This is a genomic window from Bradyrhizobium retamae, from assembly GCF_001440415.1.
In the GTDB taxonomy this organism is placed as follows: Bacteria; Pseudomonadota; Alphaproteobacteria; order Rhizobiales; family Xanthobacteraceae; genus Bradyrhizobium; species Bradyrhizobium retamae.
In genome coordinates this window covers 18,974-39,055 of the sequence record NZ_LLYA01000169.1, presented here as the reverse complement: position 1 = coordinate 39,055, position 20,082 = coordinate 18,974, and the positions used below count along the sequence as shown (strand labels likewise).

Sequence of the window (20,082 nt, the reverse complement as noted above, 5' to 3'; positions counted from 1 at the left end):
GCCGGTCTATCGGCCAGCCGGCAAGCGAGGTGTGTGCATGGCCTTCAAGGAATACGGCGATTACGACGCGGTCGGCCTTGCCGAACTGGTTCGGAAGAAGGAGGTCTCGGCCAAGGAATTGCTCGACGAGGCCATCGCCCGTACGGCAAGGGTCGATCCGCAGATCAACGCGGTGGTCGTCAAGCATTACGAGTATGCCGAGCGTCAGATCGAACACGGCCTGCCGGACGGTCCCTTTACCGGCGTGCCATTTCTGCTGAAGGACCTCGACCTCCTGGAAGGCACGCGCACGACGTCAGGCGCCACGGTCCTGAAGGATTTCGTGGCTGACCACACCGGGACGCTGGCGCGGCGTTTCCTTGAGACCGGCGTATCCATCTTCGGCAAGAGCTCCAGTCCCGAATTCGGCCTGATGCCGACGACCGAGTCGCGCCTGTTCGGGCCGACCCGCAATCCCTGGAATCTTGAGCATTCTTCCGGCGGGTCGTCCGGCGGCGCCGCGGCGGCGGTTGCCGCCCGCATCCTGCCCGCCGCGCACGCCAGCGATGGCGGCGGCTCGATCCGCATCCCCGCCTCCGCTTCCGGCGTGTTCGGCCTGAAGCCGACCCGGGCGCGCAATCCGCTCGGTCCTGATCGCGGCGAAGGCTGGGGCGGATTCTCCTGTGGCCATGTCGTGAGCATCAGCGTGCGCGACAGCGCGGTGATGATGGACGCGATTCACGGCCCGGAGTCGTCGAGCCCCTATTTCGCGCCGCCGCCGGAGCGGCCGTTTTCGCAGGAAGTCGGCCGCGACCCGGGCAAGCTCCGTATATCGTTCACCGATAAATCGCCGTATGGCGATGCCATCGATCCGGAAATCGCGGCAGCCGTGCGTGAGATCGCGAGCCTTCTGGCGGGGCTCGGCCATCACGTCGAGGAACAGGCGCCGGCGCTCGCCGCCGATCCGGCCGCGGCCATGACCACTATCGTCGGCGGCAACACCGCACTGACGGTTCGTTTGATCGAGCAGCGGCTCGGGCGGGAGATGACGGATAAGGATCTCGAGATATTGACGCTGGCGCATTCGCGCAACGCGAAGAGGACCTCGGCGACCGACTATGTGGCCGCCCAGCTCGCCGCCTTCCAGATTTCCCGCTCACTGGCGACCTTCTTCGAGGGCTGCGACGTCTTCCTGTGCCCGACGTTATGCGCGCCGCCGCTGCGCATCGGTGAACTCAACACCATGTCAAACGATCTGTCGCACGTTGCCCCGATCCTGCGCCGCTACATGCCCGGCACCTCCATGTTCAACATGTCCGGGCAGCCGGCGATGTCGGTGCCGCTGGCCTGGAACAAGGCCGGATTGCCGCTTGGCATGATGTTTTCGTCCAGGTTCGGCGACGAGGCCACTCTGTTCCGGCTAGCCGGCCAGCTCGAACAGGTCCGGCCCTGGAAGAACAAATTACCGGCGGTGCGCGCTTAGCTACGCCCCAAAAAAGCCACGGATTGACAAAGCCTGGCTTTATTCGGAAGCAAGGAAAGGGCCGTGGGCGGCGACGGATACTGATTCCGCAAACGGCTCGATCCGGAGGCTGAATCGTGACCCAAAGCGACCCGACCGACAACGCCCTGGCGACCATCGCCAGCATTCTTGACCCGCCGGAAAGCCGTCGCGAACCCGAAAAGCCTGCGGTTGCCGCACAGAAGCCGGTGGGACCTCCGCCCATCCCCACGCCTCCTCCGCCCATCGAGGCTCACGGCTACTGCAAGTTCGGTCCCGGTCCGATGACCGCGATCCGTTTCAAATGGACGGTCCGCCTCGACAATGGCGGTTATTACGTCGACGAGACCATCGGAGAGAATTCCACGCCGATCGTCACCGGGCCGATGTCGAGGGAAGCCGCGATCCAGATGGTCGACGATCGCGAAAGCGACGCGCGCCGACGCTTCGAGCAATTGAAGAGCGAGATGGCCGGGCGTAACGCCGCGGCGAATCTGGCCCGCAAGGACAACGGCGAGGCGTAACTTCCGCTATTGTTGACGGCTATTTCGGCGGCCCCAGGAAATCCTTCTTGGCCAGATCGACACCGGCATGGCGCATGATGTCGTAGGCCGTCGTGACATGAAAGAAGAACTGCGGAACGCTGAACGTCAACAGCAACGATTTTCCGGTGAATTTCCGCTGCGTCCCGTTCTTGAACGTGAATGCGACTTCCTTGTCGGCGGCGGCTTCGATCTCGGCACGCGGCAGATCCTGCAGGAAATCGATCGCCTCCGATATCCGCGACTTGAGCTCCGTAATGTCGGGCTCGGCATCCGAAAATTCGTGAGGCGCATGGCCGGCCAGCATCGCGCAGGCAACGACCGCATGCCGATTGGCTTCTGCTACCTGCTGCTTCAGGCTGTACATGGTGGCTGAGAGCCGCATGTTCAGGAGGACAGCGGGATCGATGTTTCGGGCTTCAGGATGGGCGGCGGCCTTGTCGAGAAGACCGGACAGATTTCCGAGATAAGGCACGAACACGCCGACGGAAGCCTCGTAGAGCGAGATGGTCACGATTGCAATTTCTCCGACTGGCACCACGCCGATATCTGGTTTAGATCGGCGCCATCGATTCAGAATGTCATTTAGAATTTATTCCGCCTGGTTCGATCGATGCTCGGTTGGACAAGCCTATTTTCTGAGGAAATTGACCGTCCATTGGGCGCAATTTAGACTGCCGCAGTCGAATTGAACCAAAGCGGCTAGTACACGACTTATAGTTCGAAAGTGATCTGGATCACGTTGAGTGAAGCTATCGCTGCGTAGTAGCTGCGGGAATCCGGATTCCCTGTTCAGGAGGTCGTTATAATGAAGAAGTGCCTCGCTATCGCCGCGCTCTTGCTGGCTGGCACCGTCACCACTGCACAGGCGCAGTACACTTTCGAGTATGGCGGCCGCACCATTACGATCGATCCCGATCGCGGCACCGTTTCCATTCCGGGCGTCTACGACAATACCGGCAAGAAGACCAAACGCGCGCGCGGCGAGGAAGGCGATCTTGATCGTCCGACCAGGAAGGCTCCGCAGCAGGCAAAGACCGCCCCGCAGGCCGCCCCCGAGACTGCGCCAGCGCCGACCGCGCCGGCACCAGCGGAGCAAGCGGCTGCCCCTGCTACTGCGCCGGCACCTGCTGCCCCTGCTCCGGCCGCTCCCGCCGCGGCAACGGCAGCGCCGTCGAGCACGACGGCGGCCGTTGCGCCGACTGACGCCGCCGCGCCTGCGGCGGCAGCGCCCGCTGCTCCCCCAGTGCAACAGAACGCCGCGCCGGCAGTCCCGCCAGCACCAGCTCCCGTTGCCGCGCCGGCGCCACCACCGCAGCAACAAAAACAGGCCGCGGCTCCGGCAGATTCGGCGGCGCCGCCTGCTAACTCACCGCTCGGCGTTTGGCTGACGGAGGAGAAGGAAGGCAAGGTGCGGATCGAACCGTGCGGCCCCAATCTCTGCGGCTACTCCGTCGACAAGAAGTCGAACCAGAACGGCGAGCAGGTCCTGATCAACATGAAGCCCGGCAAGGACAAGTGGAGCGGCCGGATTTTCGATCCGAACACCGGCAGCACCTACGATTCCACGATCGCGCTCAAGGGCACCGACAGTCTGCGCGTTCAGGGCTGCGCCTTCGGCGGCATGTTCTGCGGCGGCCAGACCTGGACCCGCGTCAACTGACTCGTCGCGTCATTTTGGACGACTGTGACACTGTTGGGCAGAGCCTTCTTTGAGGTCTTGCCCCACGTCCGGCGCGTGATGACAGTCACGGTCGTCTTGGAACGGCTGTGGAACTATGGACGTGTCCAAACAACAGGGGCACGCCATGGGAAGTCTTCGCAAATCTGCCGTCGCCGTTTCGCTACTTGCCGTGTTGGCCACCACGACGCCATCCGCAGCCGCAACATTCGACGGCGACTGGAATGTGCAGATCGCCTCGTCGAACGCCGCCTGCAGCAGCGTCGCCTCGGTCTCGATCGGAATCAACAATGGTCAGATCGCCTCCCGCAACGCGGCTGTCACGGCCTCCGGCCGCGTAGCAGAAGCCGGCGCCATCCGCGTGACTCTTGCGAGCGGCATGAAGCGAGCCGTCGGCTCCGGCGTTCTCACGGGCACGTCAGGATCGGGCACATGGCGCGCAGCCCTGTGCTCCGGCACCTGGACCGCGCAGCGGATGTGAAGCGGCAGGAACTCAGCCGACCTTCTCGGAATATTCCGCGTCGGTCACGTGCTCCATCCAGGTCACGTAACTGCCGTCGAGCGCTTCCTGCATGGCGATGTGGGTCATGGCGTTGGTCGGCGAAGCACCATGCCAGTGCTTCTCGCCGGGCGGAATCCAGACGACATCGCCGGGCCGGATTTCCCTGATCGGACCGCCCTTGGCCTGCACCCGCCCGACCCCCGAGATGACGTAGAGCGTCTGACCCAGCGGATGCGTATGCCACGCCGTGCGCGCTCCGGGCTCAAAGGAGACGCGCGTCGAGGCCAGCCGTGCCGGCGCCTCGGTCTGGATGATCGGATCCTGCAGCACCGTGCCGGTGAAATATTCAGTCGGCGCCCGGCGCGTCGGCCGGGAGCCTGCGAGATGGATTTCCATGGAGTTGCCTCTGCCTGTTGAAGTTATTTCTTGGTCGCGGCGTAGCGCGCCTTGGTCTCGGCGTTCATCGGATAGAGGCCGGGCAATGCCGCGCCGTTGTTCACCTCGTTGACGATCCAGGCTTCCATCCGTTCCTGCTCCGGCCCTTCGGCCAGCACGTGGTCGAGCAGGGCCTGCGGGATCAGCACGGCGCCGTCCTGGTCGGCGACGACGATATCGTTCGGGAATACCGCGACCCCGCCGCAGCCGATCGGCTCGCCCCAGCCCACGAAGGTAAGCCCCGCCACGGAAGGCGGCGCGGCGAAGCCGTCGCACCAGACCGGGAGATTGGTGCCGAGCACGCCTTCGACATCGCGCACCACGCCATCGGTGATCAGCGCCGCAACGCCGCGCTTGACCATGCGGGCGCAGAGGATGTCGCCGAAGATGCCGGCATCGGAGACGCCCATGGCATCGACCACCGCGATGCAGCCTTTCGGCATCGCTTCAATCGCGGTGCGGGTCGAAATCGGCGACGACCATGACTCGGGCGTGGCGAGATCCTCGCGCGCGGGTACGAAGCGCAGCGTAAAGGCCGGTCCGACCAACCGCGGCTGCCCCGGCCGCAGCGGCTTGGTGCCGCGCATCCAGACGTTTCGCAGGCCCTTCTTGAGCAGCACGGTGGTGATGGTGGCGGTCGAGACGCCGGACAGGGTTGCGATGGCTTCGGGGGACAGGGACATCTGGAATGCAGGCTCCGGAGGATCGTTGAAAGGTAGCGCATCTTGCGAAGCGCAGACATCGCGTCAAGGGTCGGTGGAAAGAAGCGCGATCATAACATCTTATCGTCGGACTGCAGATTAATTTATTGAACTTACTGGCGGATTTCGCGCGTTGCGAATTCCACTCGCGAGCAAAACACGCTACAGGTTGAGCCCAGCACAAGAGCATGATCCGGAAAAGTGGGTACCGCTTTTTCCGAAGAGGTCATGCTCAAAACCAAAGCCAAAGCTGCGAGACAGTTTAGAGGCCATGGCCGCAACGCTACCCCCGCCCCGCCTGTTGCCGAGCGGCGACAGCGCCATCACGGTGGAATTCAGCCGCAAGATTGACGATGCCGCCAACCGGCGGGTGCTGGCGCTCGACCGTGCGCTGACTGCTGAGCCGATCACCGGCGTCATTGAGACGGTGCCGACCTATCGTTCGCTGCTGGTCCACTACGATCCGGTCCAGATCGGTTTCAAAGAGCTTGGTGAAAGGATTCTTGCGCTCGCGCAGCTCCCGGTACCGGCGATGACAAAAACCCGGCATTGGCGCATTCCGGTGGTCTATGGCGGCGAGCACGGCATCGACCTCGAGGACGTTGCCAAAACCCTCAACACGACGCCCGAGGAGATCGTGGCGCGGCACATCGCCGGCGACTACCGGGTCGCGATGATCGGCTTTACGCCCGGCTGGTCCTATCTCAGCGGGCTTGCGGATTCTCTCCATATGCCGCGGCGCCAGAATCCGCGCTTGCTGACGCCGGCCGGCACCATCTCGATCGGCGGGGTGCAAACCGGCGTGCAGTGTCTCGCCGGCCCGAGCGGCTGGCACCTTCTGGGACGAACGGCCGTTCGCACCTACCAGCTTCATCGCGACCCGATTTTTTTGCTGGAGCCGGGCGACAACGTCACCTTCACGCCCGTCGATGCCAAAACGTTTGCGGAGCAGGATCGCGCCGCCGAAGCCGGCGAATTCATTGCCGAGCAGATCGCCCCATGAACAAGCTCGTCGTTGCATCGATCGGCCCGGCGAGTTCGGTACAGGACGGCGGACGTCCCGGCGCCCAGCGCTACGGACTGGTGCCGAGTGGCGCAATGGATCGGCTGGCGCTGGCGGCCGCCAACACGCTGGTTGGCAATGAGCCATTCACGGCAGCCGTCGAAGTCGGCCCGTTCGGGGCGAAATTTACCGCGCGCGGCGGCGCGGTCCGAGTCGCGCTGACGGGAGCCCCGCGCAACGCCGATATCGCCGGCCGCGCCGTGGCACCGGATACATCCGCAACCATCGCCGATGGCGAGACGCTGACGCTCGGCTTCGCCCGCGGCGGCGCGTTCAGCTATCTCGCGATTGAAGGCGGCATTTCCGGTGAGCCGATGTTCGGCAGCCTGGCCGTCAATGCCCGCGCAGGCCTTGGCAGCCCCTATCCTCGCCCACTGCAGACCGGCGACGAGCTACCGGCGAAGGCCGCAAGCGGCGCGGCGGAACGGCGGATCGAATTGCCGGCGGCAACCGACGCGCCGATCCGCATAGTCTGGGGTCCACAGGACGACGAATTCACTGATGAGACCAAAAGGCTGTTTGTCGACAGCGAGTGGAAGATATCGGCGACCAGTGATCGGATGGGTTACCGGCTTGAAGGCCCTACCCTCAAGCACCTCCACGGCCATAACATCGTCTCCGACGGCACCGTCGACGGCAGCCTGCAGGTGCCCGGTAACGGCCAGCCGATCGTGCTGATGCCGGATCGCGGCACCAGCGGCGGCTATCCCAAGATCGCGACTGTGATTTCGGCCGACCTCGGGCGACTGGCACAGATTCCCGCCGGGCGCGCCTTTCGCTTTCGCGCCGTCAGCATGGCGGAAGCGCAGGCCGAAGCGCGTAAATTTGCGGAACTGTTGCGCACCTTGCCCGAGCGGCTGCGCGCTATCGAAAGCGTTGATCTCAACATCGACGCGCTGCACGATGCCAATGTCGCAGGGCACGCCGTCAGCGCAGTCGATGCCGGAACCTGGCACGCAGTATCTCTGGCCGACGTAGCCGGCCCGGACTGACCACCAATCCACTCATGAGAAGCGGACGGATAACATGACAACCATCGACCTCAATTGCGATCTCGGCGAAGGATTTGGCGCGTGGGAAATGGGCAATGACGCCGCGATGATCGAGCTTGCGACGTCGGTGAACGTCGCCTGCGGCTTTCATGCCGGCGATCCCGACATCATGCGCCGCACCGTCGAACTGGCGAAAGCGCGCGGCGTCTCGGTCGGCGCGCACCCTGGATATCGCGACCTGCACGGCTTCGGTCGGCGGCCGATCCCGGGCCTAAAGTCTTCGGAGATCGAGAACCTCATCGTCTACCAGATCGGCGCGCTGCAGGCGATTGCGACCGCGGCCGGTTACAAGGTTACCCACGTCAAAGCGCATGGCGCGCTCTCCAACGTCGCCTGCGAGGACGATATGACGGCGAAAGCCATCGCCAACGGCATCAAAGCGGTCGATCCGAATCTGATTTTCGTGGTGCTCGCCAATTCCAAGCTTGTGCAGGCCGGCGATGCCGCCAATTTGCCGATGGTGCACGAGGTGTTTGCCGATCGCGCCTATGAGGACAATGGCTCACTGGTGTCGCGCAAGAAGCCCGGCGCCGTGCTGCATGATGCGAAACAAATCGCCGATCGCGTGGTGCGGATGGTGCAGGACGGCGCGGTGGTGTCAGTCACCGGCAAGGTGATCAAGATGCGCACCGACACCGTGTGCATTCATGGCGACACGCCGGGTGCAGTCGACATCGCGCGCGGCGTTCGTCAGGCGTTGAAGGATGCGGGGATTACGGTCGCGCCGTTCAAGACGGCACGTTGATCTCAGAACGGATGGACCGACAGTGTACCGAACACGATGGCGGCAATGAGCGCGAACGCGCTGTAGAGCGCGGCGGTGTGAAAGCCGGTGCCGGCACGGCGTGACACCGAGCGTGCGTAAAGGTGCAGGCGGGCTTCCGCCGATAGTTCGCGCATGATCGATCTCCAACGCAGCATCGAGTGCATATGGAATATCGATCGCGTCCGGATGCAAGATATCCGCAGAAATAGCGATGGGGGCGCTTCGGCGCACTCCGTTTCGAGGGGAAATTTCCCTTCTTTCCGACCAGAGCGAGAATTTTATTCGGGCCGATTTGAGTGGGTTGGAACCGAATTAGTAAACGTCCTGCTGGAACCGACCCTTTTTCTTGAGTTCCCCGACGAAGCTGACGGCCTCGTCGGTGGTTCGGGCACTGAATTGGGCGACGATGTCGACCAGCGCGCGCTCGACGTCCTTGGCCATCCGCTTGGCATCCCCGCAGATGTAGACATGGGCGCCTTCGGCAAGCCAGGTCCATACCTCGCGGCCAACCTCGCGCATGCGGTCCTGTACGTAGAATTTCTTGTTGCCATCGCGCGACCACGCCAGTGACAACCGCGTCAAGAGGCCCGAGGTCTTCATCGCATTGAGTTCGTCGGCATAGAAGAAATCGCAATCGCTGCGCTGATGGCCGAAGAACAGCCAATTCTTGCCGGGTGCGCCGGTGGCGCGGCGATCGAGCAGGAAGGCGCGGAACGGCGCGATACCCGTCCCGGGGCCGACCATGATGATTGGGGTCTTCGGGTCTTGCGGCAGCGCGAAGCCATGGGCCTTCTGTACGTAGACCTTGACCTCGTCGCCGGGACTGATGCGCTCGGCAAGGAATGTCGAGGCCAGTCCCAAACGGCGACGCTTGTTGACCTCGTAACGCACGCAGTCGACCGTTAGCGACAGCTTTCCGGGCGTCGCATTGTGCGACGACGAGATCGAGTAAAGCCGCGGCTGCAACGGCTCCAGCGCTTCGACAAAGGCCTCGGAATGCGGACGGATGCGGGAGAACTTCTGCAAGACCGCCATCACGTCGAGCGTCGCCGCGTCGCCATCGGGATCTTCGCCCTGCGCCAGCGCGCGGGCTTTCTCGCGGAGCGCGCCGCCGGTCAGATACGAGATCAACTCGAACAGTGAATCCGGCGCCGGCGACAGTGAGACGTCGTCGCGCAATACTTCACGCAGCGTCCTTCCCCTCACCTTCGTCGTATGCGATGCGCCCAAGAGCGCGATGATCTGGTCGACGAGGCCGATGTCGTTGCGCGCAAAGATGCCGAACGAATCGCCCACGACATAGTCGAGGCCACACCCGGAGAGATCGAACTCGATATGCCAGGTCTCCTTCTCCGAGCCCTTGCCATTGAGCAGTCGTCGCGACAGGAATTTTGCGTTTGCGGGATTGTCGCGCGAGCGACCGGGTTCGCCTGGAGCCGTCGGCGCAACCGCAGCCGCCGCTGCCGCAGGCGCCGATGACGATGCCGGTGCCTTGTCGATTTCCTCATAAAGCGACTTCAGCATCCGCGCGGTTTCCTTGCCGCCGGGGACGCAGAGGTTGAGCCGCGCTTCGCTCTTGTTCGCGATCGCTTCGGAATAGTTATGGCAGTCATAGCCGCATTGGCCGCAATCCTGCTGCGCCATTGCCGCCATCATCCGCCGCCGCAACGGCCGGCCCTCGGCAAGCTTCATGCGATCGGCGATCGGCATGGTCTGGTCGTGCCACGGCGCTTCGCCGTCATCGCCATCGCCGGCCGCGCCCTGCATGACGGCCGCGCCTTGTTCAGCCGACAACGGCGTCGCATCGGACAGGAGCCCGGCAAAGAACCCGTTTAGCCAGGAGCGCTGCGCTTCCGAGAATGGCGCGTTCGAGGGAATGATCTCGACCTTGGCTGGAGGCGTGATCTGATTCATGAGGACACCTCGGCATCGGCCAGCCTGCGCAGCGTCTCGCCGTCATGGCGGCGCGCAAAGGCCAGGAACGTTTCATCGGGCGATGCGCGATGCGTGAGATAGGCCTTCAGCAGTTTTTCGACCGTCCTCGGCGCATCCTCGGCCTTGACGTCGCGATAGACCTCCTGCCCGATATCGGCGTCGGGTCCGAAGCCGCCGCCGGTGAAGAGATGATAGCCCTCGACGGGATCAACATCCTCGCCAACATCCACTTTCGCGGCGATCAGGCCGATATCGCTGATGTAATGCTGCGCGCAAGAATGATGGCAGCCGGTGACGTGGATGTTGATCGGCGTCTCGATGTTGACGCGTGGCTCGCACCAGTCGCCGATTTCGGCGGCATGGCGCTTGGTATTCGCCGCCGCAAATCGGCAGCCGGCATTGCCGGTGCAGGCGATCAGCCCGGCCCGAATTTGCGAAGCCTCGACCGCGAGACCGATCTTCTTGATCGCGGCGACTGCAAGCCCGACGTTCTCGTCGCGCACGCCAGGGATCAGCAGGTTCTGCCACACCGTCAGGCGGATATCGCCATCGCCGAGGTCCTGCGCGATTTTGGCTAGCCCTCGCATCTGCTCACATGTGATCTTGCCGAGCGGCAGCGACACGCCGATCCAGTTCAGCCCCACCTGTTTCTGCCTGTGCACGCCGATATGCGCCGTGCGGTCCGAGGCCGGCCGCGGCGCAAGCGCTTCGGGCGGCACGCGGGTGAAGGGCTTGCCGAGCCGCTCCTCGACCAGCGCGTGGAATTTTTCGTGCCCCATCCCATCGAGCACATACTTCAGTCGCGCCTTGTTGCGGTTGGTGCGGTCGCCCAGCTCAATGAAGATGCGCACGATGGCATCCGCTACCCTGGTGGCATCGGTGGGCTTCACGATGATGTCGCTATACTTGGCAAAATCCTTGTGACCGGTGATGCCACCGATCCCTAAGCGAAACCAGATGCCGGGCTCGGAGCCAAAGCCGTCGTTCACCTCCACCGCGGTGAATGCGATGTCGTTGGTGTCTTCCAGCACGGCGATCTTGCCGGCGCCGTCGAAGGCGACATTGAACTTGCGCGGCAAGCCATACAGTGAGCGATCGTTGAGGATGTGATAGTGCCACTCGCGGGCAAATTCGCGGGTGTCGATCAGTTCCTGCGGGTCGATCCCCGCCGTCGGCGTGCCCGTGACGTTGCGGATGTTGTCCGCGCCGGTGCCGCGCGAACAGAGACCCAGATCCTGAATGCCCTCGATCAAAGCCACCGCGTGCTTGGGCGGAATTTCGCGCACCTGCAGATTCGCCCGCGTGGTGACGTGGCAGAACGGCCCGCACAGCCGCTCGGCGAGATCGGCAAGTCCCGAAAACTGCCAGTGCTTCAGGATGCCGTTCGGAATCCTGAGGCGGCACATGTAGGAGTCCTGCGCCGGCGCGACGTAGAACAGGCCGTAATAGCGCCAGCGGAAATTATCTGCGGGGTTCGGCGGCGCGTTGTCGAGCGCCTGCTGCTTCAGCCGGGGATAGGCATCGAACGGATGCTCCTCGCGCTTGAACTTCTCCGGATCGGCAAGCTTCTTGCCGGCGGCGATCACCTTGTCCTGCGCCTTGATGTGCGCAGCATCCGGCCCGATCGGTTCGGCATTCGCCTTGGCCGCGCTGCCGCCAAGGCCGCGCCCGACCCGGCTGATCTGCAAGCCCGCCGTGAAGCCTTCCAGGTAGCGCTTCTGCTCGTCGGTAAAGTCGACTGTGATCGGTTCGATTTTCATGCGCGACGAAGCTCCTGCGGCCACGTTTGGTGGCGCCAACGAATGGGATGGACCGCCCAGCAGAATCGGCCAGGCGTGATGCCTGGCTGTGATTCTGGGTATGCGGTCCGACCAGCTTCGTTGCTGCGGAAATCCATCTTGGACGTAGGTCAGCAGGCATCTGCGACGAGCCGACCGCAACGCACCATACAAGTTGCGTGCCAGATGCAGTCGCGACGAAAATCTTGAAATATCAATCTGTTCCGATGATGAGCTCGAAACTATGAAGCCAGCTTCATAGATGCGTTCTGAGCATTCTGCTTAAGAAATAAGCACCGCGTATAGTTGCCTAATATCGCTTCAATCGACTGGGCTTACGGCTTCCAGTGCCCAATTGTGAAAGCCGCCAGATGCCCGGCGATGTCGGCGGGGTCGAACGCGGGGCCGGCAAAGGCGCCGATGGCACCAGGCGCGCCGGGAGCCGCCGCCGGACGTCCCATGGCGGCGTCGTAGAGTTCGGGCCTGAAGACCGTCATGGCGGTCTTCAGCGCATCCGGCCGCATCTCCGTCTGTCCCCAGCGTACCATTTGGGCGTAAAGCCAAGCGGCCTGCGCCGGGTCGGGCCGGCCCGCCCCTTCGCGCCCGACCAGCAGATAGCGGCCGCTCTCGCGCCGCTGGCCATCCGGTGAAATCTTCAGTCGGCCGTCGAGGGTGCGTTGGATCACCTCGGCGCCGACGCCGAGCCGGTCGGGCCGCGCCAGGACATCGGCGGTCTCGGCGCGGTTTCCGGGCTCCTCAATGTATTCGGCGGCGTGGGCAGCCGCTCGGATCAGCGCAGCCAGCGCGTTCGGATTCTTTTCCGACCAGCTTTGCCTGACGGCGAGAACCTTTTCGGCCGCGCGCACCAAAATATCGGAGACGAAATGCAGGATGTGGCCGACGCCGAGATCGACCGCAACCGAGTTCCAGGGCGCGCCGACGCAGAACGCATCGACATGGCCATTGGCGAGGCTGTCCACCATGTAGGGCGGCGGCAGCACCACGAGGCGAACATCCTCGTCGGGATCGACCCCGCCCGCCGCCATCCAGAACCGGAGCTGGTAGTTATGGGTGGAGAACGGAAACGTCATGCCGAACGTCAGCGGTTCCGCGCCGCTCTTGCGCCTGGCGGCAACGACGCGGGCGAGCGCAAGCGCCGTGGCCATGGGATCGAGCGGGTCGCCGTCGATCTCGCTCAGGATCGCGGCGTGCAGCGCCGGCGATACTGTGATCGCGTTGCCATTGAGGCCGAGATTGAATGGCGCAACGATCGGCACCTTGACGTGGCCCAGCCCCAAACTCGAGGCGATCGCTACCGGCGCCAGCAGATGCGCCGCGTCGAACATGCCGATATTGAGCTTGTCGCGGACGTTGGACCACGACACTTCACGCACCAGCGTGACGTCGAGCCCTTCAGCGGCCGTAAAGCCCTTGTCGACCGCGATGATCAGCGCGGCCGCGTCGACCAGGGGAATGAAGCCGATATGCAGCGGTGTCGTCATTTCAGCAGCTCCGACGCGGTCAGGATCGACTGCGCGATCTCGCCGATTTTCTTCTTCTCGCGCATCGCGGTGGAGCGCATCAGCACATAGGCCTCCTCTTCGGTGAGGCCCTTCACCTTCATCAGGATTCCCTTGGCGCGGTCGATCACCTTGCGCTCCTCGAGCGCCGATTTGGTGCGGTCGAGTTCGTCCTGCAGCTTGGAGAAGGCGTTGAAGCGAGAAATGCAGAGGTCGAGGATCGGCTTGATCCGTTCTTTCTTCAGGCCGTCCACGATGTAGGCGGAAACGCCGGCGTCGACGGAGGCCTGGATCGAGGCCGCATCGCTCTGGTCGACGAACATCGCGATCGGCCGCCGTACCGCGCGGCTGACCTGGAACATCTGTTCCAGAACGTCGCGGCTGGGGTTTTCCAGGTCGATCAGGATGACGTCGGGGTCGAGCGCATAGATCCGTGCCAGCAGGCTCTGCATTTCACTGATATGGACGACGCCGGTAAAGCCCGCCTCCCGCAACCCCTCTTCCAGGATCGCGGCCCGGATCGGACTTTCGTCGACAATGACGATTTTCGGCGACGACTCAGCGCTCATCGATCAACTCATACCCCGGCCGGGCATGCATAGCACGTCAGAAGCTGGCGCAAAGCCTTGTAATTATGGGCAATTAGGACTAGCTCGTGCCGATCAATCAGGCAGATGAAAATATGCAACAGGCCGCTGCGCCCAAAGTCAGCTTTGTTTCCCTTGGGTGCCCCAAAGCGCTGGTGGATTCCGAGCGCATTATCACCCGGCTGCGCGCCGAAGGCTACGAACTGGCCCGCAAGCATGACGGCGCCGACATCGTGATCGTCAACACCTGCGGCTTCCTCGACAGCGCCAAGCAGGAATCGCTCGGCGCCATCGGCGAGGCGATGGCTGAGAACGGCAAGGTCATCGTCACCGGCTGCATGGGTGCGGAACCCGAGCAGATCGAGGCGGCCTATCCGGGCGTGCTCTCGATCTCGGGCCCGCAGCAATATGAGAGCGTGCTGGAGGCCGTGCACCGGGCCCTGCCGCCGGTCCATAATCCGCACCTCGATCTGGTGCCGCCGCAGGGCGTCAAGCTGACGCCGCGCCACTACGCCTATTTGAAGATTTCCGAAGGCTGCAACAACCGCTGCAGTTTCTGCATCATCCCAAAACTGCGCGGCGACCTGGAGTCGCGCCCCGCCAACGACGTGCTGCGCGAGGCGGAAAGGCTCGTCGCAGCCGGCGTCAAGGAATTGCTAGTTATCTCGCAAGACACTTCGGCTTATGGCGTCGACGTGAAGTACGCGGAAAGTCCGTGGAAGGACCGCCAGGTCCGCGCCAAATTCTTCGACCTCGCCAAGGAACTCGGCGATCTCGGCGCCTGGGTGCGGCTGCAATATGTCTACCCCTACCCGCATGTCGACGAAGTCATCGGCCTGATGACCGAGGGCAAGATTCTGCCCTATCTCGATATTCCCTTCCAGCATGCGAGCCCGGACGTCCTGAAAGCCATGAAGCGTCCCGCCGCGCAGGAAAAGACGCTGGCGCGGATCAAGAAGTGGCGCGAGGAATGTCCCGAGCTCACGCTGCGCTCCACCTTCATCGTCGGCTTTCCCGGCGAAACCGATTCCGACTTCGCCTATCTGCTCGACTGGCTGGAAGAGGCCGAGATCGATCGTCTCGGCTGCTTCAAATACGAGCCGGTCGCGGGCGCCGCCTCGAATGGGATCGGAAATGCCGTGCCTGATGAGGTGAAGCAGGAGCGCTGGAACGCGCTGATGGCGCGGCAGCAGAAAATTTCCGCGCGCCGTCTGAAGCGCAAGGTCGGCACCAGGCAGCAGATCATCATCGACGAAGTCGGGCCGACAGTCGCTAGAGGCCGTTCAAAGGCTGACGCGCCGCAGATCGACGGCGCCGTCTATCTTTCCAGCCGCCGCCCACTGAAGGTCGGCGAGATCGTCACCGCGAAGATCGAGCGCGCAGATCAGTATGACCTGCACGGCAGCGTCGCGGGTTTTTGATAATCTGATTGCGCGGATGCGCAGGTGACCGAGTACTATCGATCCGTGGCGTGTCGCGTCCAAAACGATCACGCGCTAAATGCGGCAATGCTTAGCAGTAAGCTTCGCAGGTTGGGACGAAATCGACGAAATGAAAGACGCATGGATTCCAGTTATCGCGTCCGCAGCAGTGGCGGTCATTTCACTAGCGGGTGCAATTTACATCAAGACCAAGATTGAAAGGCCGATGATGTCGATGTGGTGGAATAGAATCGCCGCAATCCTAGTCGGTGCTGCAGTCGCCATTGCTGCTGACCATTTCTGGCACCTCGGATGGTATTTCGCGATTCCGTTGGGGGCCATAGCCTATGGCTGCGCTCGCTTCCCGGCATACCGCCGCTATGCCAAGGACACGAAACCTCGCGATCAGATTTCAAACTGAGACACTACCGTAACTTCAGAATAGAACCCGCAGCATTCACGCCGCTTGACACCGCCTGCCATCAGGCTGTATGGGCCAACGCCATGAAACTGAACCGGACCAACCGCCGCGCCTGCCTGCGTCGTCGCTCTGTCGACGATGATGGGTCGCGCCGTGTCCGACGACAACGCTGATTAGCTAGTTCAGCCAAGTTTTCGAGAAGGCCGCACCCTCAAAAGTGCGGCCTTCTTGCGTTTCGGCCTGCCCCTTCCCCAAACCCCTGAGGAGATCGACATGACCCATGCTGCCCATCCGTTCGACGCGCTGATGAACATCACCGCCCGCCCGCAGGCCGTGTTCGTTCGCGGCAAAGGCGCGTATCTGTGGGATGACGCCGGCAAGCGATACCTCGATTTCATGCAGGGTTGGGCCGTCAACTGCCTCGGCCATTCGCCGCCAGTCATCGCCGAAGCGCTTGCTGCACAGGCAAAACTGCTGCTGACGCCAAGCCCCGCCTTCTACAACGGCCCCGGCCTGAAGCTGGCGCAAGCACTTCGCGAGAAGAGCTGCTTCGATCAGGTCTTCTTCGCCAATTCGGGCGCGGAGGCCAATGAAGGCGCCATCAAGCTCGCGCGCAAATACGGCACGAAATACAAGAATGGCGCCTTCGAAATCATCACGTTCGAAGGCGGCTTTCACGGCCGCACGCTCGCGACCATGTCGGCATCGGGCAAGAAAGCGTTCGAGCCACTGTTCGAGCCGAAAGTGTCAGGCTTCCGCAAGGCCAGGCTCAACGATCTCGATTCAGTAAAGGCGCTGATATCGGACAATACGGTCGCGGTGATGCTGGAGCCGATCCAAGGCGAAGCCGGCGTCTGGCCGGCAACCGATGAGTTCATGAAGGCGTTGCGCGCGCTGACGAAAGAGCACGGCCTGCTGCTCATCGTCGACGAGATCCAGACCGGCATGGGCCGAACCGGAAAACTCTTCCACTATGAGCATGCCGGCGTCGAGCCCGACATCATGACGCTCGGCAAGGGTATCGGCGGCGGTGTGCCGCTGGCCGCCTTGCTCGCGACTGAACATGCCTCCTGCTTCGAGCACGGTGACCAGGGCGGTACGTTCAACGGCAATCCGTTGATGTGCGCTGCGGGGCTTGCGGTGCTTGAGGAGGTTTCGAAGCCGGAATTTCTGAAAGCGGCTGCGGATGCCGGCCTGTTTTTGGAAAGCGAGCTGCAGAAACTGTCCGCGCGTCACGGTCTCGGCGAGGTGCGCGGCCGGGGGCTGTTGCTGGCGCTCGATCTGAAACTGCCGATCGGCGCTGCGATCGTGGCCGAGGCGCTGGCGGATGGCGTGCTCATCAACTCGCCGCAGCCCGATGCACTGCGCTTCATGCCGGCGCTCAACGTCACGCGCGAGGAGATATCGCTGATGATCGATTGTCTTGATGCGATTTTGGTGAGGGCGGGAGCTGCGCGGAGGGTGGCGTAACCTCAATCGTCATTGCGAGCGAAGCGAAGCAATCCATCTCAGCGCAAGCGGAGGTATGGATTGCTTCGTCGCTTTGCTCCTCGCAATGACGGATGAGACTCTACGGCCGCAAAATCGCCGCCCCCGTCGTCGCCCGGCTCTCGAGCTCGGTATGTGCCTTCGCCGCGTCCTTCAGCGCATAGGCGTGGTTGATCGGCACGTGAAGCTTGCCGTTGATGACGGCAGCAAACAGCGTGTCGGCGCCTTCGAGCAGCTCCTTGCGGGTGCTGACATAGTCATTGAGCTTGGGCCGGGTGGCAAACAGCGAGCCGTGATTGTTGAGCTCGGCGAGCGGGAATGGCGGCACCGGGCCGGAGGCGTTGCCGAAGCTCACGAACAGGCCGCGGGGCCGCAAGCACGACAGCGAGCCCGGGAAGGTGGTCTTGCCGACGCCGTCATAGACGACGTCGCAGAGCTCGTTGCGGCTGATCTGCTTGACGCGCGCCACGAAGTCTTCCTCGTTGTAAAGGATGACGTGGTCGCAGCCATTGGAGAGCGCGAGATCGGCCTTCGCCTTGGAGCCCACGGTGCCGATCACATGTGCACCTAACGCCTTCGCCCATTGGCAGGCCAACAGACCAATGCCGCCCGCGGCGGCATGGATCAGCACGCGATGGCCAGGCTCGACCTTGAAGGTTTTGTGCAGGAGGTACCAGACGGTCAACCCCTTGAGCATCAGGACCGCGCCCTGCTCATAGGTGATGTGGTCGGGCAGCTTGACCAGCTTGTCCGCCGGGATCACTCGCTCGCCGGCATAGCCGCCGAGCGTAAAATAATAGGCGACGCGATCGCCGGGATGAAAATTGGTGACGCCGGGCCCAACGGCTATGACCTCGCCGGCGGCCTCGTTGCCTGCGATGAACGGCAGCCCCGGCGCCTTATAGAGGCCGGTGCGGAAATAGACGTCGATGAAATTGAGACCGACGGCGTGCTGACGGATGCGCACCTCGCCCGGTCCCGGCGCCGGCACGTCCACATCTTCATACACCAGGGCTTCCGGACCCCCTACCTTGTGCACGCGCACAGCCTTGGTCATGACAGTCTCTCCCTCGGTATTTCCTGGAACGCCAACCTGAAAGGCGAAACGAAAGCCATCGCCGGCTGGATGTCAACTCACCTGCCGGCTCCTGGCGGCCTTCTTGCGGTTACGCCTGGCGAGCACATTGAACATTTCGACCGCCGCCGCGAACAACATGGCAAAATAGATGTAGCCGCGCGGGATATGGAAGTGGAATCCGTCCGCCACCAGCGCCACGCCGATCAGCACCAGGAATGCCAATGCCAGCATCTTGGTGGTCGGGTGATTGGCCACGAACCGGGCCACCGGACCCGACGAGACGTACATGACGACGCATGCGATCACGATGGCGGCGATCATGATCTCCAGATCCTGCGCCATACCGATCGCGGTGATGATCGAGTCCAGCGAGAATACGATGTCGATGATGATGATCTGCACGATCACCCAGAAGAATGCGCTGGCCCTGGGTTCGGCATCGAGCTCGCCATCGCTCGCCTCGACCTCGCCATGAATTTCATGCGTCGCCTTCGCGATCAGGAAGGCGCCGCCGGCGATCAGGATGATGTCCCGCCAGGACAGTTCGACATTTCTTATCGTGATGACGGGCTCCGTCAGGCCGATCAGCCACACCAGCAGGGTGAGCAGCACGATGCGGAACACCAGCGCCAGCAGCAAGCCGATTTGACGCGCGCGTCTGGCCTGCGCCGGAGGAATGCGCGAGACGATCACGGAGATGAAAATGACGTTGTCGATGCCGAGCACGATTTCCAGCGCCGTCAATGTCAACAGCGCCGCCCAGGCTTCCGGGCTCGTCAATAATTCCATCATGCTCTGAACGACTTGATTTGCCGGATCACGGCGTCACTTCCTATTACGTAGGCCGCAATGGCGCAAAGCGCGACGACGATGGGAGCGCTCACGTTGAAATCGCAGATGAGCGTATAGATCGCCAGCACGGCTCCAATGGCCATCAGCCACAGGGTCAGCCAGCGTAGCCGCACCACCCGGATCGGATGCAGCACATGAAACGGGGCGAATGTGAGGGCGATCAGGATTGCGATTCCGAGAGTGGAGAGTATCGGCGGCAGGTGTAGCAAGAACAAATAAAACGCCGCCGCGTTCCACAGCGCCGGAAAGCCGCGAAAGTGATTGTCGGACGCCTTCATGCGCCGGTCCGCGAAATAGAGCGCACCGGAAACCATGATGCCGATGCCGAGCAGCGGCGCCGCCACCGGCAGCAGCAGCCCGCTTGCGGTGATGGCATAGGCCGGAACGAAGACGTAGGTCACGAAATCGACGACGAGATCGAGCACGTCGCCCGACCAGTTCGGTTGCAGCCGCACGACGTCCAGCTTTCGCGCCAGCGGCCCGTCGATGGCATCGATGATCAGGGCCGCGCCAAGCCAGCCGAACATGTTAGCCCAATGTTCGCGGACCGCCTCGAGCATCGCGAGCAGCGCAACGCCCGCGCCCAGTGCCGTGAAAATGTGTACGGCGAACGCGGCGATCCGCATTCGGCTGGTCGCGGGGGCGGAATCTGGCTCTGTGGTCTGGTCCATTGCTCCGGCAGTGCTATCAGGAATCGCCCCGATTTGCATATCGGCGCTTTGCGGCGTTCCGCCGCGCGTTTGAGCGGAAACATTTCGGCCGGTTGATGGCTTGAAAATG

Annotated in this window: 21 protein-coding genes; 10 read left to right on the top strand and 11 right to left on the bottom strand. The window is 62.9% G+C overall.

What is annotated here, in order from left to right:
* The first annotated feature begins 37 nt into the window (after positions 1 to 37).
* Positions 38 to 1,462, top strand: a complete 1,425-nt coding sequence (locus tag CQ13_RS25105) for an amidase (protein ID WP_057845514.1) — start codon at positions 38 to 40, stop codon at positions 1,460 to 1,462.
* Between the two features lie 116 nt (positions 1,463 to 1,578).
* Positions 1,579 to 2,004 carry a hypothetical protein gene (locus CQ13_RS25100; RefSeq protein WP_057845513.1) on the top strand — a complete coding sequence of 142 codons (426 nt, stop codon included), beginning with the start codon at positions 1,579 to 1,581 and terminating at the stop codon, positions 2,002 to 2,004.
* 19 nt (positions 2,005 to 2,023) lie between these two features.
* Here CQ13_RS25100 and CQ13_RS25095 read toward each other — a convergent pair whose 3' ends face one another.
* Positions 2,024 to 2,536 carry a DUF1993 domain-containing protein gene (locus CQ13_RS25095; protein WP_057845535.1) on the bottom strand — a complete coding sequence of 171 codons (513 nt, stop codon included), beginning with the start codon at positions 2,534 to 2,536 and terminating at the stop codon, positions 2,024 to 2,026.
* A 294-nt stretch (positions 2,537 to 2,830) separates the two neighbouring features.
* Between CQ13_RS25095 and CQ13_RS25090 the strand changes: the two genes are divergently transcribed.
* Positions 2,831 to 3,685, top strand: coding sequence for a DUF2147 domain-containing protein (locus tag CQ13_RS25090; protein ID WP_057845512.1), 855 nt, complete (start codon positions 2,831 to 2,833; stop codon positions 3,683 to 3,685).
* Between the two features lie 145 nt (positions 3,686 to 3,830).
* On the top strand, positions 3,831 to 4,184 hold the full coding sequence (locus CQ13_RS25085) for a hypothetical protein (protein WP_057845511.1): 354 nt from the start codon (positions 3,831 to 3,833) through the stop codon (positions 4,182 to 4,184).
* 12 nt (positions 4,185 to 4,196) lie between these two features.
* Here the strand turns inward: CQ13_RS25085 and CQ13_RS25080 are convergent, their stop codons facing one another.
* Entirely contained in the window at positions 4,197 to 4,601 is a 405-nt protein-coding gene (locus CQ13_RS25080) for a (R)-mandelonitrile lyase (RefSeq protein ID WP_057845510.1), read from the bottom strand.
* A gap of 23 nt (positions 4,602 to 4,624) precedes the next feature.
* The gene (locus CQ13_RS25075) at positions 4,625 to 5,323 is read right to left on the bottom strand and encodes a ribonuclease activity regulator RraA (RefSeq protein ID WP_028346033.1); all 699 of its coding nucleotides are present in this window, start codon (positions 5,321 to 5,323) and stop codon (positions 4,625 to 4,627) included.
* A 289-nt stretch (positions 5,324 to 5,612) separates the two neighbouring features.
* On the opposite strand from CQ13_RS25075, the gene pxpB reads away from it, so the two are divergent.
* The 3 genes from pxpB to CQ13_RS25060 are packed head-to-tail and all read left to right on the top strand — an operon-like array spanning position 5,613 to position 8,201.
* Positions 5,613 to 6,344 (top strand): 5-oxoprolinase subunit PxpB, encoded by a 732-nt coding sequence (gene pxpB / locus CQ13_RS25070; RefSeq protein WP_057845509.1) that lies wholly within the window; start codon positions 5,613 to 5,615, stop codon positions 6,342 to 6,344.
* On the top strand, positions 6,341 to 7,396 hold the full coding sequence (locus CQ13_RS25065; protein ID WP_057845508.1) for a 5-oxoprolinase subunit C family protein: 1,056 nt from the start codon (positions 6,341 to 6,343) through the stop codon (positions 7,394 to 7,396). Before pxpB ends, CQ13_RS25065 begins: the two co-directional genes overlap by 4 nt.
* A gap of 34 nt (positions 7,397 to 7,430) precedes the next feature.
* Entirely contained in the window at positions 7,431 to 8,201 is a 771-nt protein-coding gene (locus CQ13_RS25060; protein ID WP_057845507.1) for a LamB/YcsF family protein, read from the top strand.
* 2 nt (positions 8,202 to 8,203) lie between these two features.
* On the opposite strand, the gene CQ13_RS25055 is transcribed toward CQ13_RS25060, so the two are convergent.
* The 5 genes from CQ13_RS25055 to CQ13_RS25035 form a co-directional block, all read right to left on the bottom strand.
* Positions 8,204 to 8,356, bottom strand: a complete 153-nt coding sequence (locus tag CQ13_RS25055) for a hypothetical protein (RefSeq protein ID WP_197427428.1) — start codon at positions 8,354 to 8,356, stop codon at positions 8,204 to 8,206.
* Between the two features lie 178 nt (positions 8,357 to 8,534).
* Positions 8,535 to 10,136, bottom strand: coding sequence for a sulfite reductase subunit alpha (locus CQ13_RS25050; protein WP_057845505.1), 1,602 nt, complete (start codon positions 10,134 to 10,136; stop codon positions 8,535 to 8,537).
* Positions 10,133 to 11,917, bottom strand: coding sequence for a NirA family protein (locus CQ13_RS25045; protein ID WP_057845504.1), 1,785 nt, complete (start codon positions 11,915 to 11,917; stop codon positions 10,133 to 10,135). Before CQ13_RS25045 ends, CQ13_RS25050 begins: the two co-directional genes overlap by 4 nt.
* A 353-nt stretch (positions 11,918 to 12,270) precedes the next feature.
* Positions 12,271 to 13,437 carry a CmpA/NrtA family ABC transporter substrate-binding protein gene (locus CQ13_RS25040; protein ID WP_057845503.1) on the bottom strand — a complete coding sequence of 389 codons (1,167 nt, stop codon included), beginning with the start codon at positions 13,435 to 13,437 and terminating at the stop codon, positions 12,271 to 12,273.
* A complete protein-coding gene (locus CQ13_RS25035; protein WP_028346026.1) occupies positions 13,434 to 14,024 on the bottom strand; it encodes an ANTAR domain-containing response regulator in 591 nt (196 codons plus the stop codon). Before CQ13_RS25035 ends, CQ13_RS25040 begins: the two co-directional genes overlap by 4 nt.
* A gap of 113 nt (positions 14,025 to 14,137) precedes the next feature.
* Here CQ13_RS25035 and rimO point away from each other — a divergent pair, with 113 nt between their 5' ends.
* The 3 genes from rimO (at position 14,138) to CQ13_RS25020 (ending at position 17,354) form a co-directional block, all read left to right on the top strand.
* Positions 14,138 to 15,463 (top strand): 30S ribosomal protein S12 methylthiotransferase RimO, encoded by a 1,326-nt coding sequence (rimO, locus tag CQ13_RS25030; protein WP_057845534.1) that lies wholly within the window; start codon positions 14,138 to 14,140, stop codon positions 15,461 to 15,463.
* A gap of 130 nt (positions 15,464 to 15,593) precedes the next feature.
* Positions 15,594 to 15,884, top strand: a complete 291-nt coding sequence (locus tag CQ13_RS25025) for a hypothetical protein (protein WP_057845533.1) — start codon at positions 15,594 to 15,596, stop codon at positions 15,882 to 15,884.
* Positions 15,885 to 16,157: 273 nt separating this feature from the next.
* Positions 16,158 to 17,354, top strand: a complete 1,197-nt coding sequence (locus CQ13_RS25020) for an acetylornithine transaminase (RefSeq protein WP_057845502.1) — start codon at positions 16,158 to 16,160, stop codon at positions 17,352 to 17,354.
* A 100-nt stretch (positions 17,355 to 17,454) separates the two neighbouring features.
* Here the strand turns inward: CQ13_RS25020 and CQ13_RS25015 are convergent, their stop codons facing one another.
* From CQ13_RS25015 to pcsA, 3 genes are all read right to left on the bottom strand, one after another.
* Positions 17,455 to 18,429 (bottom strand): quinone oxidoreductase family protein, encoded by a 975-nt coding sequence (locus tag CQ13_RS25015; RefSeq protein ID WP_057845501.1) that lies wholly within the window; start codon positions 18,427 to 18,429, stop codon positions 17,455 to 17,457.
* A 72-nt stretch (positions 18,430 to 18,501) separates the two neighbouring features.
* The gene (locus CQ13_RS25010) at positions 18,502 to 19,242 is read right to left on the bottom strand and encodes a TerC family protein (RefSeq protein ID WP_057845500.1); all 741 of its coding nucleotides are present in this window, start codon (positions 19,240 to 19,242) and stop codon (positions 18,502 to 18,504) included.
* Positions 19,239 to 19,973 carry a phosphatidylcholine synthase gene (pcsA, locus tag CQ13_RS25005; protein WP_082637628.1) on the bottom strand — a complete coding sequence of 245 codons (735 nt, stop codon included), beginning with the start codon at positions 19,971 to 19,973 and terminating at the stop codon, positions 19,239 to 19,241. Before pcsA ends, CQ13_RS25010 begins: the two co-directional genes overlap by 4 nt.
* Positions 19,974 to 20,082: the final 109 nt, after the last annotated feature.

What these genes read in the sequence shown, in the direction of transcription:
- CQ13_RS25105 (WP_057845514.1), top strand. Translation starts at nt 38, where the DNA reads ATGGCCTTCAAGGAATACGGCGATTACGACGCGGTCGGCCTTGCCGAA.
- CQ13_RS25090 (WP_057845512.1), top strand. Translation starts at nt 2,831, where the DNA reads ATGAAGAAGTGCCTCGCTATCGCCGCGCTCTTGCTGGCTGGCACCGTC.
- CQ13_RS25085 (WP_057845511.1), top strand. Translation starts at nt 3,831, where the DNA reads ATGGGAAGTCTTCGCAAATCTGCCGTCGCCGTTTCGCTACTTGCCGTG.
- CQ13_RS25080 (WP_057845510.1), bottom strand. Translation starts at nt 4,601, where the DNA reads ATGGAAATCCATCTCGCAGGCTCCCGGCCGACGCGCCGGGCGCCGACT.
- CQ13_RS25075 (WP_028346033.1), bottom strand. Translation starts at nt 5,323, where the DNA reads ATGTCCCTGTCCCCCGAAGCCATCGCAACCCTGTCCGGCGTCTCGACC.
- pxpB (WP_057845509.1), top strand. Translation starts at nt 5,613, where the DNA reads ATGGCCGCAACGCTACCCCCGCCCCGCCTGTTGCCGAGCGGCGACAGC.
- CQ13_RS25065 (WP_057845508.1), top strand. Translation starts at nt 6,341, where the DNA reads ATGAACAAGCTCGTCGTTGCATCGATCGGCCCGGCGAGTTCGGTACAG.
- CQ13_RS25060 (WP_057845507.1), top strand. Translation starts at nt 7,431, where the DNA reads ATGACAACCATCGACCTCAATTGCGATCTCGGCGAAGGATTTGGCGCG.
- CQ13_RS25055 (WP_197427428.1), bottom strand. Translation starts at nt 8,356, where the DNA reads ATGCGCGAACTATCGGCGGAAGCCCGCCTGCACCTTTACGCACGCTCG.
- CQ13_RS25050 (WP_057845505.1), bottom strand. Translation starts at nt 10,136, where the DNA reads ATGAATCAGATCACGCCTCCAGCCAAGGTCGAGATCATTCCCTCGAAC.
- CQ13_RS25045 (WP_057845504.1), bottom strand. Translation starts at nt 11,917, where the DNA reads ATGAAAATCGAACCGATCACAGTCGACTTTACCGACGAGCAGAAGCGC.
- CQ13_RS25040 (WP_057845503.1), bottom strand. Translation starts at nt 13,437, where the DNA reads ATGACGACACCGCTGCATATCGGCTTCATTCCCCTGGTCGACGCGGCC.
- CQ13_RS25035 (WP_028346026.1), bottom strand. Translation starts at nt 14,024, where the DNA reads ATGAGCGCTGAGTCGTCGCCGAAAATCGTCATTGTCGACGAAAGTCCG.
- rimO (WP_057845534.1), top strand. Translation starts at nt 14,138, where the DNA reads ATGCAACAGGCCGCTGCGCCCAAAGTCAGCTTTGTTTCCCTTGGGTGC.
- CQ13_RS25025 (WP_057845533.1), top strand. Translation starts at nt 15,594, where the DNA reads ATGAAAGACGCATGGATTCCAGTTATCGCGTCCGCAGCAGTGGCGGTC.
- CQ13_RS25020 (WP_057845502.1), top strand. Translation starts at nt 16,158, where the DNA reads ATGACCCATGCTGCCCATCCGTTCGACGCGCTGATGAACATCACCGCC.
- CQ13_RS25015 (WP_057845501.1), bottom strand. Translation starts at nt 18,429, where the DNA reads ATGACCAAGGCTGTGCGCGTGCACAAGGTAGGGGGTCCGGAAGCCCTG.
- CQ13_RS25010 (WP_057845500.1), bottom strand. Translation starts at nt 19,242, where the DNA reads ATGATGGAATTATTGACGAGCCCGGAAGCCTGGGCGGCGCTGTTGACA.
- pcsA (WP_082637628.1), bottom strand. Translation starts at nt 19,973, where the DNA reads ATGGACCAGACCACAGAGCCAGATTCCGCCCCCGCGACCAGCCGAATG.